Below are 13187 nucleotides of genomic sequence, written 5' to 3'. Positions count from 1 at the left end.
GGTCTTCTAAAAAAATAACTAATAAAAACTTCTTCTTGAATATAAAAAACGATATAGAATTCATTATGATTTTGTGAATACAAAAATTGGAGGGAAAATATGATTAATAAAAAAAATAAATCCAAGTTTGATCTTGATGGAATTCCACCGTTAAGAGAAGCCGTACCCCTTGGTTTGCAGCATTTATTTGCAATGGTTTTTGGAAATAGTGTTACAGCGTTATTAATTACACAAATTCTTGGATTAAGTCAAGCTCAATCAACAATGCTTGTACAAGGAGCAATGCTAGCAGCAGCAATTGCTACTCTAATTCAGTTATATCCACCACCATTTATAAAAGGTTACAAATTTGGAGTCAGACTACCTGTAATAATGGGAACCAGTTATTTATTCCTAGGTGGCTGTCTAGGAGTTGTTGAAGAATATGGAATGGCCGCTATGGTAGGTGGTCAAATAGCAGGAGCAATTTTTCATATATTTTTCGGTTTATTTATAGTTAGTAAAATTAGAAGAATTTTTACTCCTGTAATTTCAGGTACAATAATTACATGTATGGGTTTAGGGCTGTTTCCTACAGCTATTAATAATCTAGCGGGAGGGGCGAATTCTCCTGAATATGGTTATATTATAAACTTTGTAATAGGATTAATAGTAGCACTTATAATAATTGTGTTACAAAATTATGGTAAAGGTATTATAAAGGATATTGCAATTTTAGTTGGAATAATAGCAGGATTTATAATATCTGCAGCAATGGGAATAGTTGATTTTTCGGCAGTAAAAGAGGCGGCGTGGGTATCTATACCAAAACCTTTAGCATTTGGAATAGAGTTTAAACCTCACATAATAGTCATGTTTATATTGTTATACATAGTTTCTGTAGCGGATTTAATGGGGAATTTAACATTAACTACAGTAGGCGGATTAGATAGAGATGTAACAGAAAAAGAATTATCCTCAGGTGTTATGGGAGTAGGATTAGGATCAATATGTGCATCTTTACTAAATTCAATACCTGTAGCAGCATTTAGTCAAAATGCAGCTATAGTATCTTTAAATAAAGTAGTTAGTAGATTTGTAATAGCTACAGCAACATTTTTCTTAATATTAGGTGGTATTTCACCTAAAATAGGTTCAATAATAACTTCAATGCCTTCTTGTGTAATTGGAGGAGCTACATTAGTCATATTTTCACAAATAGCAATGGCGGGAGTTAATCTTCTTACAAAGGAAGAGTTTACTAAGAAAAATATGTTAATTGCAGGAGTAGCAATTGCAACAAGTCTTGGTATAACAGGAACAAAAGAAGCTCTTGTATATTTTCCGACAACATTAGCAACAGTTATAGGGGATTCTAGCGTAGTATTAGGAGCTTTAATAGCTTTATTCTTACAAGGATTATTCTATATTATTGAAAAAGTATTAAAAAAGGGTAAGAATTAATAGATGATTATTTTAACTTTAGAACATTAATTAGGAATATATAAAAAGGTATTTTGATTTTCTACTAATCAAAATACCTTTTTTATAATGAAAACTATTTACTGGATTTTAAAGCTTTGCTTTTAAAAATCATTATAATAATAAATAGTAGTATAAATATTATATTTGGAGCAATATATCTAAGAATTAAAAAATTTAAATTTGAAGAAGTATGAATATCCATTACAGATATATATTGATAGTATAGGGAAATACCATAAAATATTAGTGATAATATTTTTAACAAATAATAATCCTTATAGTATAGGAACATAATAGTACATATTAAAGGAAGTAAATAGGGAATTATTAAAAATATGTATTGTCCTGATAATTCTAAAACTAAATTAGAATATGGAATATATTGGTTAATAAGGTCTGTAGGTATGAATGGAATAACTAATGGTAAAAATAAAATAACTACTATTAATAAGGACAGTAGAAATTTTATAAATTTATGGGAATTAAATTTATCATACTGATATAAAAAACTATTTTTCATGTAATTCACCCTGTCTTTCTTGTATATAATTTTAGCATATTTAACTTTTATATACTAAAAATAAAAAAATATTTAATTTTACTTTTTAACTGGATAAAAACGTGGAAATTAGTTGACTTTTCAATATTCAGGTGATAAAATGTATGAGTGCAAAAAATAGAATGCTAGTGCATTTCTTTTTTTATGTAAAATTTTCAAGGAGGTGGAATAATGCCAACAATTAATCAATTGATAAAACAAGGTAGACATGCTAGAACTTATAAGTCAAAGTCTCCAGCTTTAAGTGTTAACTTCAATACTTTAAATAAAAGAACAACTGAAGTTAGATCACCACAAAAAAGAGGAGTTTGTACTGCTGTAAGAACAGTAACACCAAAGAAACCTAACTCAGCTTTACGTAAAGTAGCAAGAGTTCGTTTAACAAATGGAATGGAAGTTGCTGCTTATATACCTGGAATAGGACATAACCTACAAGAGCATAGTGTTGTACTTATTAGAGGTGGAAGAGTAAAAGACTTACCAGGGGTTCGTTATCATATAGTTCGTGGTGCTTTAGATACAGCTGGTGTAGCTGATAGAAAGCAAGGACGTTCTAAGTATGGAGCTAAAAAACCTAAATAATTTTGAAATTGATGCTTTAATGTAATAGGATTAATATGATAAATACAGTAATTTATACTTTAATATATACATTTGAGCACAACGACGAAAGTCGAGTACCAATGAAACTACTAAAATGGTAAGGAGGGAAGTAAAGTGCCAAGAAAAGGACATGTGCCTAAAAGGGAAGTAATGCCTGATCCAGTTTACAATGATAAGGTGGTTACTAAATTAATAAATAATATTATGCTAGACGGTAAAAAAGGTACTGCACAAGGAATTGTGTATAAAGCTTTTGAACAAGTAGCAGAAAAATCTGGTGAAGATGCTTTAGAAGTATTTTACAAAGCATTAAATAATATAATGCCAGTATTAGAGGTAAAATCTAGAAGAATTGGTGGTGCAAACTATCAAGTTCCAATTGAAGTAAGACCAGAAAGAAGACAGACTCTAGGCTTAAGATGGTTAACAACTTATTCAAGAGCTAGAGGGGAAAAAACTATGGTAGATAGACTAGCAAAAGAAATCTTAGACGCTTCAAATAACACTGGTGCTAGTGTTAAAAAGAGAGAAGACGTTCATAAGATGGCAGAAGCTAATAAAGCATTTGCTCATTTCAGATTCTAGTTTCTGTAGTTAGGAAGGAGTAAAAAACATTTATGGGAAGAGAATATTCTTTAGCCAATACTAGAAATATAGGGATAATGGCTCATATAGATGCTGGTAAAACAACAACTACAGAGCGTATACTATATTATACTGGTAAAATCCATAAAATAGGTGATACTCATGATGGTGCTGCTCAAATGGACTGGATGGTTCAAGAGCAAGAAAAAGGTATCACTATAACATCTGCTGCAACAACTTGTATATGGAAAGATAATAGAATCAATATAATTGATACTCCAGGACACGTTGACTTTACAGTTGAAGTTGAAAGATCATTGAGGGTTTTAGATAGTGCTATAGCCTTATTTGATGCTAAAAGTGGTGTAGAACCACAATCTGAAACTGTTTGGAGACAAGCGGATAAATATGGAGTTCCAAGAATCTGTTTTATTAATAAAATGGATGCAACTGGGGCGGATTATTTTGAATCAATAAAAACAATAAGAGATAAACTAGGTGCAAATCCTGTACCTATAGAAATTCCAATAGGAAGTGAAGATAAATTCGTAGGAGTAGTTGATTTAATCACTATGAAGGCTACAGTTTATAAAAATGACCTAGGAACAGATATTGATATAACAGAAATACCTGATGACTTAAAAGAGTTAGCAGAAGAATATAGAAATAATTTACTTGAAAATATTGCTGATCATGACGAAGATGTTATGATGAAATATTTAGAAGGTGAAGAAATTACAGAAGAAGAAATTAAAAGAGCTATTAAGACAGCTACAATTAATTTATCAATGAATCCAGTATTATGTGGTTCTGCATATAAGAATAAAGGTGTTCAACCTTTACTTGATGCAATTATTGACTTCATGCCTTCACCATTGGATGTACCATCAATTAAGGGTACAGACCCAAATACAGACGAAGAAATAGAAAGAAAATCAAGTGACGATGAACCTTTTGCTGCTTTAGCATTTAAAGTAGTAACAGATCCATTTGTTGGAAAATTAACCTATTTTAGAGTTTATTCCGGTAAATTAGATGCTGGTAGTTACGTTTATAACTCCTCAAAGGGCAAAAGAGAGAGAATGGGACGTATACTGATGATGCATGCCAATAAGAGAGAAGAAATAGATACTGTTTATGCAGGAGATATTGCTGCAGCTGTAGGACTTAAAGATACAGGTACAGGGGATACATTATGTGATGCAAACAACCAAATTATTTTGGAAAAAATGGAATTCCCAGAACCGGTTATTTCCGTAGCAATAGAACCAAAAACAAAAGCATCTCAAGAAAAAATGAGTATAGCTTTACAAAAATTATCTGAAGAAGATCCTACTTTCACAACTCATACAGATGAGGAAACAGGACAAACTATAATTTCAGGTATGGGTGAACTACACTTAGAAATAATAGTTGATAGATTATTAAGAGAATTCAAAGTTGAAGCTAATATTGGTAATCCTCAAGTATCCTATAGAGAGTCAATTACTAAAGAAGCAGAAGCTGAAGGAAAATATGTAAAACAATCCGGTGGTCGTGGACAATATGGTCATGCTAAGATTAGAGTTGAACCACAAGAACCAGGCAAAGGCTTTGAATTTGTTAATGCAATAGTTGGAGGAGCTATTCCTAAAGAATATATAGGATCAGTTCAAGAAGGTATTGAAGAAGCAGCACAATCAGGTATTTTAGGTGGATACCCAGTACTTGATATTAAGGTTACCTTGTATGATGGATCATATCATGATGTAGACTCATCAGAAATGGCATTTAAAATAGCTGGTTCAATGGCTTTAAGATCAGCACTTGCTAAGGCAGGTCCAACATTATTAGAACCTATGGAAAAAGTTGAAATAACTACTCCTGATGAATATTTAGGAGATGTTATGGGAGATGTTAACTCAAGAAGAGGTAAAATTCAAGGAATGGATCCTAAAAACGGAGTTCACATTTTAGATGCATATGTACCATTATCAGAAATGTTTGGATATGCAACAGATCTACGTTCAAATACACAAGGTAGAGCAACTTATTCAATGCAATTTGATCATTATGAAAAAGTACCTGCTTCAATTGCAGATGAAGTACTTGGCGATAAAAATACAGATAAATAGTCAGGAGGATATCAATGGGAAAAGAAAAATTTGAAAGAACGAAACCGCACGTAAATATAGGAACAATAGGTCACGTAGACCATGGTAAAACAACAACAACAGCAGCAATCACACTAGTATTAAATAAAAGATTTGGAAGTGGAGAATTTGTTGACTATGCAAATATAGACAAGGCTCCAGAAGAAAGAGAAAGAGGTATAACAATATCAACTTCTCACGTAGAATATGAAACTCCAAAAAGACACTACGCACACGTAGACTGTCCAGGCCATGCTGACTATGTAAAGAACATGATTACAGGAGCAGCACAAATGGACGGAGCAATACTAGTAGTATCTGCAGCAGATGGTCCAATGCCACAAACAAGAGAACATATATTACTTGGAAGACAAGTAGGAATACCAAAAATTGCAGTATTCTTAAACAAAGAAGACCAAGTAGATGATCCAGAATTAATAGAATTAGTAGAAATGGAAGTAAGAGATCTATTAAACGAATATGATTATGATGGAGACAACGCACCAATCGTAGTAGGATCTGCATTAAAAGCATTAGAAGATCCTGACGGAGAGTGGGGAGACAAAATCGTAGAATTAATGGAAGCAGTAGATGAATATATTCCAGAACCAGAAAGAGACGTTGACCAACCATTCTTAATGCCAGTAGAAGACATTTTCTCAATAACAGGAAGAGGAACAGTAGCAACTGGTAGAGTAGAAAGAGGAGTAGTAAAAGTAGGAGACAACGTAGAAATAATAGGTTTAACAGACGAAAAGAGAACAGTAGTAGTAACTGGAGTAGAAATGTTCAAGAAAATGTTAGACGAAGCACAAGCAGGAGATAACATAGGAGCATTACTAAGAGGAGTACAAAGAGAAGAAATCGAAAGAGGACAAGTATTAGCGGCTCCAGGAACAATTCAACCACATACAAAATTCGAATCAGAAGTATATGTATTAACAAAAGATGAAGGTGGAAGACATACACCATTTTTCTCAGGCTACAGACCACAATTCTTCTTTAGAACAACAGATGTAACAGGAGATATTCAATTAGAAGAAGGCGTAGAAATGGTAATGCCAGGAGATAATGCTAAATTTACTATAGAATTAATAACACCAATAGCAATAGAAGAAGGATTAAGATTTGCTATAAGAGAAGGTGGAAGAACAGTAGGAGCAGGAGTAGTAACTAAGATTTTAGGATAATACAAAACTTTACTGGTAAGGGCAAGGGAGACCTTGCTCTTTTTTTATTTTATATTAGATATGTTATTATTAAAGATAAGTGTTTTTATTTATTCTATAAAAAAATAAAACATTGCTAAGTTAAGTAAATATTAATATAATTTTTAATATAGTTATTTGCTAAAAAAGAAAGGTGGTTATGATTATGAACAAACAATTATTATATGCAGAAGTTGCCTATGATATAAAAAAGGATATATTTAATGGAGTATATGATTTGGATGACTATATACCTACTGAAATAGAATTGGAAAAAAAATATGGTGTAAGTAAAATTACAATAAGAAGAGCTGTAGATATACTTTGCCAAGAAGGATATTTAGAAAAGAAAAGTGGGAAGGGTACTAAAGTAATAAGCAATAGGACATTTAATAAATTATCAAAGGCCTCCTCCTTTACCTATTATCTAGAAAATATAGGCAAGACTTTAAAAAAAGAGGTTATTTCAGTTGAGGTAATACCTAATCCTAATATTATAGAAGAACAAAAAAGTATGGGGGAAAAAGTAGTTAAGTTTGTTAGGTTATATTATTTAGATGACGAACCCTATATATTTTTTACCTATTATTTACCTTATTTTGATGGTTATGAAAAATTAAATGAAGAAGATATATCCCTATATAACTGGTTGAGAGATAAGGGGGTTTTAATTTATAACATTAAGGATAGTTTTAAAGTAGGGGAATTAGATGAGGAAGGTAAAAAACTTTTAAAAATGACAAAACCTACAGTGTTAGAAAGACATAGGCAGTCCTATGATAATTTAAATAGGCTAGTAGAATTGTCAATTGCATACTATAATTCCGATAAACAAGAATATGAGATACAGTACGAGGTTTAAAGGAAGAAAAGCTTTGCAAAATCGCTTTACATTATAACATTATAATGTTATAATGAATCTAATCTTAAGGAGGGAGAAAAAGATGAAAAAACTAATCAATTTTTTGGAAGAGAAAGTTGCCCCTATTGCAGGAAAAATTAGTGGTCAAAGACACATGATGGCAGTTAGAAAAGGATTAGTGGCAACAATGCCATTAATCATAGTAGGTTCATTCTTTACTATATTTAATAACTTTCCAATTGACTCAATAAAAGCCCTAATAGATCCCTATATGGATATTTTAGATATTCCATTTCGGTTTACAGTAGGTGTAATGGCACTTTATGCTACATATGGAATAGCAGCAACGTTGGCTGAAAGTTACAAACTAGATACACTATCTAGTGGAATGATGGCAGTATTGGCGTTTTTAATAACTACAATTAAGCCAATTAGAGTTCTAGAGGATGTAGATGGTGTAATAACGGCAGGAAGATACTTAAACATCGGATCATTAAGTGCATCATCGCTATTTGGTGCTATTGTAACAGCTTTAATTTCAGTAGAAATTTACAGATTTATGAAAGAGCGTAATTTTACTATAAAATTACCAGCAGGTGTTCCACCAGAGGTATTAAATTCTTTTATAGCCTTAATACCAACATTAGTTGTAATTTTATTATTCTGGACTATTAGACATATATTGGGTTTTGACCTTAATGCATTTTTAAGTTCACTATTAATGCCATTGAAGAATATTTTGGCAGGAAACAGTTTAGCCGGTGGATTGTTAACAGTATTTTTAATTTGTTTCTTCTGGTTACTTGGAATTCACGGACCTGCAATTATGGCTCCAGTAATAAGACCTTTCTGGGATATATCTATAGCAGAAAACATGGATGCTTTTACAGCAGGAGTTGCTGCAACTGAATTACCAAATATTTTTACAGAACAATTTATACAATGGTTTGTGTGGATTGGTGGAGCAGGAACAACACTGGCCTTAGTAGTTTTATTTATGTTTTCAAAATCAAACTACTATAAGAGTTTAGGAAAATTGTCATTTTTACCAGGATTATTCAATATAAATGAGCCTATAATATTTGGTGCTCCAATAGTAATGAATCCTATTTTAGGAATTCCATTTGTTATAGCACCACTGGTTACTACAATTTTGGCATATGCTGTAACAATAACGGATATTATTCCTCGGATGATGATGAAACTACCATTTACCATGATTTCACCTATTGCGGCTTGGATGAGTACAGAATGGAATGTATTTGCAGGAATACTTGTAATAATAAATTTCTTTATAGCGATGATTATTTACTATCCATTCTTTAAACTGGCAGAAAAACAACAAGTACAAAAAGAAGAAGAAGAATTAGCAGCGGAAGCAGCAAGGGAAGCATCTAAGTAATCTAATGAAAGGAAGGGTAATTAAATAAATTACCCTTTTGGTGATAAAAATGAAAATTTATGAATTTGTTATTTACACTATATTTTTTTTAGTATCTCAAATTATAGTTGAAAAAGAATTGTTGCCAAAATATTTAACCAATAAAAACCTATTTAAAACCAGTTTAATAGGAGTAGGATTTATGTTAGTAGGAGCAATAATTGGAGTGTTTTTAAAAACAAGATTTATTCCAATTCTATTTACAATATTATCGTCTTCATTAATGGCTTGGAAGTTTCGAAAAAATGCAGATGATTTTGAAAGAGGAGCAAAAATATGAAACGTAGATTAGGTTTGTCAGTTTATCCGGATAATAGTGATTTTAATAAAGATAAAGAATATTTAGATTTAGCTGCAAAATATGGATTTTCTCGTATTTTCATGAGTATGTTAGAAGTTAAAGACGGAAAAGAAGCAGTATTTAATAAATTTAAAAATATAATAGGCTATGCAAAAGAAATAGGTTTTGAAGTTATTTTGGACATTGCACCAAATATATTTGATGCTTTAGAAATTTCATATGATGACTTGTCTTTTTTCAGTGAAGTTGGAGCAGATGGTATTAGATTAGACGTGGCTTTTGATAGTAACAAGGAAGCAATGCTATCTTTTAATCCATATAATTTAATAATTGAATTAAATATGAGTAATGATGTAGCATATTTAAACAATATTTTAACATACCAACCAAATAAACCCTTTATATATGGTTGTCATAATTTTTATCCACAAGATGGATCTGCTTTACCTTTAGACTTTTTTACATCTTGTTCAGAAAGATTTAAAAAAGAAGGAATTAGAACTGCTGCCTTTATAAATTCACAAGTTGGTACTTTTGGACCATGGGATATAAACGATGGTTTACCAACTGTAGAAATTCATAGAAAGCTTCCGGTAGAAGTTCAAGCTAAACATCTTTTTGCTACAGGATTAATAGATGACGTTATAATAGGCAATGCCTATGCGTCAGAAGAGGAATTAAAAGCTTTATCTGAAGTAAACAGATATCAAACTGTTTTTAAAGTGGAATTAGTTGATGATATTAATGATGTTGAAAAGGAAATATTATTTAAAAATCAACATTTTAGAAGAGGCGATATTACATCTCAAATGATTCGTTCAACAGAGGTTAGAAAGAAATATAAAGAGAAAGACAACAACCCTCACGATAATGAATTGATGTTTAAACGAGGAGATATAGTTATAGGAAATGACAAATTCGGTAAATATAAAAATGAATTGCAAATTGTTTTAGAGGACCATAAGGATAATAGAAAGAACAAAGTTGGAAAAATTATAGATGATGAGTTAATATTACTAGACTATGTAAAGCCTTGGAGTAAATTTAAATTTAATGAATAGTAGGAGCTAGAATGCTAGACTTAGTAATAAAAAATGCTAGAAGGATAAATAATAAGAAAATTGAAATAGGAATAAAGGATGGAAAAATTGTAAATATTTCAAAGAGCATTACAGAAAAATCTAAAGAAATCTATGAACTTGAAGATGGGGATTATATTTCTCCAGGTTGGATAGATGCCCATGTACATTGTTATGAGAAAATGAAACTATATTATGATTTCCCAGATGAAATAGGAGTAAAAAAAGGCGTTACAACGGTAATAGATGCCGGAACTGCTGGAGAAAACAATATTAAGGAGTTTTATGAACTAACAAAACAAAATAAAACAAATGTATATGCTCTTATGAATATATCTGAAAATGGAATTGTTGAGCAAAATGAACTATCTGATTTATCAAAAGTAAATGAAGGTAAGAATATAGAAAGAATTAAGGAATTTCCGGATTTTATAGTTGGAATTAAGGCTAGAATGAGTAAAAGCGTAGTTGGAGATAATGATACTATACCTTTGAAAATGGCTAAAAAATTACAAAAAAAATTAAATGGTATTCCTTTAATGGTTCATATTGGTTCTGCTCCACCAGAATTGGCAGATATTTTAGAATTACTGGATAGTGGAGATATAGTAACCCATTGTTATAATGGTAAACTAAATGGAATTTTAGACAGGGAAGGCAATATTAAGGACTTTGTTTGGGAGGCCTATAGAAAAGGTATAGTCTTTGATATAGGACATGGTACTGACAGCTTTAACTTTACTGTTGGTAAAAAAGCCATAGCCGATGGAATGATATGTAAAACCATAAGTACCGACATATATCATAGAAATAGAGAAAATGGTCCGGTATATGATTTAGCAACAACTATGGAAAAAGCATTATCTATTGGAATTCCATTAGAACAAATAATTAACATGATAACTAAAAATCCAGCCCAGATATTTAGATTAAAGACTAAGGGAAGTATAGAATTAGGTTTTGATGCGGATTTTACTATATTTACTGTGGAAAATAAAGAAAAGACACTAATTGATTCCAATGGTAATAAAGAAAGAATAAACAAGACAATAGTTCCTAAAGTATCTATAATAAATGGAAATATTTATAAAATCAAATAGGAAGTGTACAGTGGATATTTTTAAAAAATACGATTTAAAAAAAGTTATTAATGCAAGTGGTAAAATGACCATACTAGGAGTTTCAAAAGTCAGCGATAAAGTAGCAGAAATGCAAAAAATAGCAGGACAAAACTTCTTTGAAATGGAAGATTTGAAAATAAAAATAGGAAAGTATATTGCTAATCTTTTGGAAGTTGAGGCTGCTACAGTTGTATCTTCAGCAAGTGCAGGAATAGTACAATCTGTAGCTGCCTTAATAGGAAAAGGGGACAATTACCATTTAATGCATCCATATACAGATAGAATAGAAAAAAGAGAAATTGTTATTCCAAAAGGTCATAATGTTAATTATGGCACTTCAGTGGAATTGATGATTGAGCAAGGTGGAGGTATTGTAGTAGAAGCAGGTTACTCAAACCAATGTAGCGCTGAGCAAGTTGAAATGCAAATTACTGATAATACTGCAGCATTAATGTATATAAAAAGCCATCACTCTGTACAAAAAAGCATATTAAGTGTATCGGATATGATTACTGTATCTAGAAAATATTCCATTCCCTTAATAGTAGATGCAGCAGCAGAAGAGGACTTAAATCTATATTATAATTTAGGTGCAGATATTGTAATCTATAGCGGAGCTAAAGGAATAGAAGGTCCTAGCTCAGGATTACTAGTAGGTAAAAACCCTTATATTCAGTGGGTACAAGCCCAATCAAATGGAATAGGTCGTTCTATGAAAATTGGGAAGGATAATATTTTTGGCATAACAGTAGCATTGGAAGAATATGTAAAAAATGGTACTGAAACAGGGGAAAGTCAAAAAAATAGACTAAATCCATTTGTAGAAAATCTCAATAATATAAAAGGTATAAAGGCAACAATAGTTCAAGACGGTGCAGGTAGGGATATTTTCCGGGCTAAAGTTGAAATAGGGTCAGATAAAATTTCAGCTAAAAAAATAGTGGACCTTTTAAAAACAGGAGAAGTTGCTATTTACACAAGGGAATACAATGTAAACAATGGAATAATAGAGTTTGATATTAGATCTGTAAATCAAGAGGAAATGGATATAATATATAAAAGATTAAAAAATATAATGGAGGATTGTGTACATGAATAAAAATCCTAAATTTTATAAGGGCAGAGTTTGTTTAAATGTGTTGGCAAATTCAATTGAAAATGCAGTAGATTGCTACAAAGCTGCAGATGGTCATGTGGTTTTAGGGGTCTTATCAAAAAACTATAAAACAGACGAAGAAGCTATAGAGGATATGAAGAAATACCAAAAAGCTATAAATAATGCATTATCAGTTGGTTTGGGAGCGGGAGACCCAAATCAAAGCAACATGGTTACTAGATTATCGGAAGTTTTACAGCCTCAACATGTAAATCAAGTATTTACCGGTGTAGGTGCTACTAGATCAGTTTTAAAACAAGATGAAACTGTTATTAATGGCCTTGTTTCACCAACTGGAAGAGTTGGATATGTAAATATTGCAACAGGACCTTTAAGTTCGAAACTAGAACCGGTAGAAGTTAAAATTGAAGATGCAATAGTTTTATTAAAGGATATGGGAGGTACATCAATAAAGTTTTTTCCAATGAAGGGCCTATCCTGTATTGATGAATATAAATATATTGCAGAAGCTTGTGCTAAGAATGATTTTGCTTTAGAGCCAACAGGTGGAATAGATTTAAATAATTTTGAAGAAATTTTAAAGATAGCCGTAGAGGCTGGCGTTAAAAAAATAATTCCACATATCTACAGCTCTATAATAGATTCTCAAACAGGGGACACTAAGCCTGAAGATGTTGAAAAAATATTTGAAATTACTAAAAACATATTAAATTAG

At 31.3% G+C, this 13187-nt stretch carries 13 protein-coding genes; 12 read left to right on the top strand and 1 reads right to left on the bottom strand.

Annotated features, from left to right (window positions below; translation table 11 throughout):
- Positions 1-99: 99 nt before the first annotated feature.
- Positions 100-1443: a uracil-xanthine permease family protein gene (locus tag JFY71_RS02260; protein WP_243661431.1), complete on the top strand. Its 1344-nt coding sequence runs from the start codon at positions 100-102 to the stop codon at positions 1441-1443.
- 94 nt (positions 1444-1537) lie between these two features.
- Here the strand turns inward: JFY71_RS02260 and JFY71_RS02255 are convergent, their stop codons facing one another.
- On the bottom strand, positions 1538-1984 hold the full coding sequence (locus tag JFY71_RS02255; RefSeq protein ID WP_243661430.1) for a hypothetical protein: 447 nt from the start codon (positions 1982-1984) through the stop codon (positions 1538-1540).
- Between the two features lie 210 nt (positions 1985-2194).
- Here JFY71_RS02255 and rpsL point away from each other — a divergent pair, with 210 nt between their 5' ends.
- The 11 genes from rpsL (at position 2195) to dagF (ending at position 13187) form a co-directional block, all read left to right on the top strand.
- Positions 2195-2605 carry a 30S ribosomal protein S12 gene (gene rpsL / locus JFY71_RS02250; RefSeq protein WP_243661429.1) on the top strand — a complete coding sequence of 137 codons (411 nt, stop codon included), beginning with the start codon at positions 2195-2197 and terminating at the stop codon, positions 2603-2605.
- A 135-nt stretch (positions 2606-2740) separates the two neighbouring features.
- Positions 2741-3211 (top strand): 30S ribosomal protein S7, encoded by a 471-nt coding sequence (gene rpsG / locus JFY71_RS02245; protein WP_243661428.1) that lies wholly within the window; start codon positions 2741-2743, stop codon positions 3209-3211.
- A 32-nt stretch (positions 3212-3243) separates the two neighbouring features.
- The gene (gene fusA, locus JFY71_RS02240; protein WP_243661427.1) at positions 3244-5325 is read left to right on the top strand and encodes an elongation factor G; all 2082 of its coding nucleotides are present in this window, start codon (positions 3244-3246) and stop codon (positions 5323-5325) included.
- Between the two features lie 14 nt (positions 5326-5339).
- Positions 5340-6533 carry an elongation factor Tu gene (tuf, locus tag JFY71_RS02235; RefSeq protein ID WP_243661426.1) on the top strand — a complete coding sequence of 398 codons (1194 nt, stop codon included), beginning with the start codon at positions 5340-5342 and terminating at the stop codon, positions 6531-6533.
- A gap of 184 nt (positions 6534-6717) precedes the next feature.
- Positions 6718-7413: a GntR family transcriptional regulator gene (locus JFY71_RS02230; RefSeq protein WP_243661425.1), complete on the top strand. Its 696-nt coding sequence runs from the start codon at positions 6718-6720 to the stop codon at positions 7411-7413.
- Between the two features lie 82 nt (positions 7414-7495).
- Positions 7496-8815 (top strand): PTS sugar transporter subunit IIC, encoded by a 1320-nt coding sequence (locus JFY71_RS02225; protein WP_243661424.1) that lies wholly within the window; start codon positions 7496-7498, stop codon positions 8813-8815.
- 49 nt (positions 8816-8864) lie between these two features.
- Positions 8865-9134 (top strand): hypothetical protein, encoded by a 270-nt coding sequence (locus tag JFY71_RS02220; RefSeq protein ID WP_243661423.1) that lies wholly within the window; start codon positions 8865-8867, stop codon positions 9132-9134.
- Complete coding sequence (locus JFY71_RS02215) at positions 9131-10216, top strand: DUF871 domain-containing protein (protein WP_243661422.1); 1086 nt, start codon at positions 9131-9133, stop codon at positions 10214-10216. The genes JFY71_RS02220 and JFY71_RS02215 overlap by 4 nt, the downstream gene beginning before the upstream one ends.
- Before the next feature lie 11 nt (positions 10217-10227).
- Positions 10228-11334 (top strand): amidohydrolase/deacetylase family metallohydrolase, encoded by a 1107-nt coding sequence (locus JFY71_RS02210; RefSeq protein WP_243661421.1) that lies wholly within the window; start codon positions 10228-10230, stop codon positions 11332-11334.
- A 10-nt stretch (positions 11335-11344) separates the two neighbouring features.
- Complete coding sequence (locus JFY71_RS02205) at positions 11345-12454, top strand: DgaE family pyridoxal phosphate-dependent ammonia lyase (protein WP_243661420.1); 1110 nt, start codon at positions 11345-11347, stop codon at positions 12452-12454.
- Complete coding sequence (gene dagF, locus JFY71_RS02200; RefSeq protein WP_243661419.1) at positions 12447-13187, top strand: 2-dehydro-3-deoxy-phosphogluconate aldolase; 741 nt, start codon at positions 12447-12449, stop codon at positions 13185-13187. The genes JFY71_RS02205 and dagF overlap by 8 nt, the downstream gene beginning before the upstream one ends.

The organism is Miniphocaeibacter halophilus (assembly GCF_016458825.1).
In the GTDB taxonomy this organism is placed as follows: Bacteria; Bacillota; Clostridia; order Tissierellales; family Peptoniphilaceae; genus Miniphocaeibacter; species Miniphocaeibacter halophilus.
Note: the sequence above shows the minus strand (reverse complement) of the source record. Positions and strands in the feature narration are given on the sequence as shown.

Excerpts from the sequence above, each read along its gene's own strand:
- JFY71_RS02225 (WP_243661424.1), top strand. The coding sequence starts at position 7,496 with ATGAAAAAACTAATCAATTTTTTGGAAGAGAAAGTTGCCCCTATTGCA.
- JFY71_RS02210 (WP_243661421.1), top strand. The coding sequence starts at position 10,228 with ATGCTAGACTTAGTAATAAAAAATGCTAGAAGGATAAATAATAAGAAA.
- fusA (WP_243661427.1), top strand. The coding sequence starts at position 3,244 with ATGGGAAGAGAATATTCTTTAGCCAATACTAGAAATATAGGGATAATG.
- JFY71_RS02255 (WP_243661430.1), bottom strand. The coding sequence starts at position 1,984 with ATGAAAAATAGTTTTTTATATCAGTATGATAAATTTAATTCCCATAAA.
- JFY71_RS02230 (WP_243661425.1), top strand. The coding sequence starts at position 6,718 with ATGAACAAACAATTATTATATGCAGAAGTTGCCTATGATATAAAAAAG.
- tuf (WP_243661426.1), top strand. The coding sequence starts at position 5,340 with ATGGGAAAAGAAAAATTTGAAAGAACGAAACCGCACGTAAATATAGGA.
- JFY71_RS02220 (WP_243661423.1), top strand. The coding sequence starts at position 8,865 with ATGAAAATTTATGAATTTGTTATTTACACTATATTTTTTTTAGTATCT.
- dagF (WP_243661419.1), top strand. The coding sequence starts at position 12,447 with ATGAATAAAAATCCTAAATTTTATAAGGGCAGAGTTTGTTTAAATGTG.
- JFY71_RS02215 (WP_243661422.1), top strand. The coding sequence starts at position 9,131 with ATGAAACGTAGATTAGGTTTGTCAGTTTATCCGGATAATAGTGATTTT.
- JFY71_RS02260 (WP_243661431.1), top strand. The coding sequence starts at position 100 with ATGATTAATAAAAAAAATAAATCCAAGTTTGATCTTGATGGAATTCCA.
- rpsL (WP_243661429.1), top strand. The coding sequence starts at position 2,195 with ATGCCAACAATTAATCAATTGATAAAACAAGGTAGACATGCTAGAACT.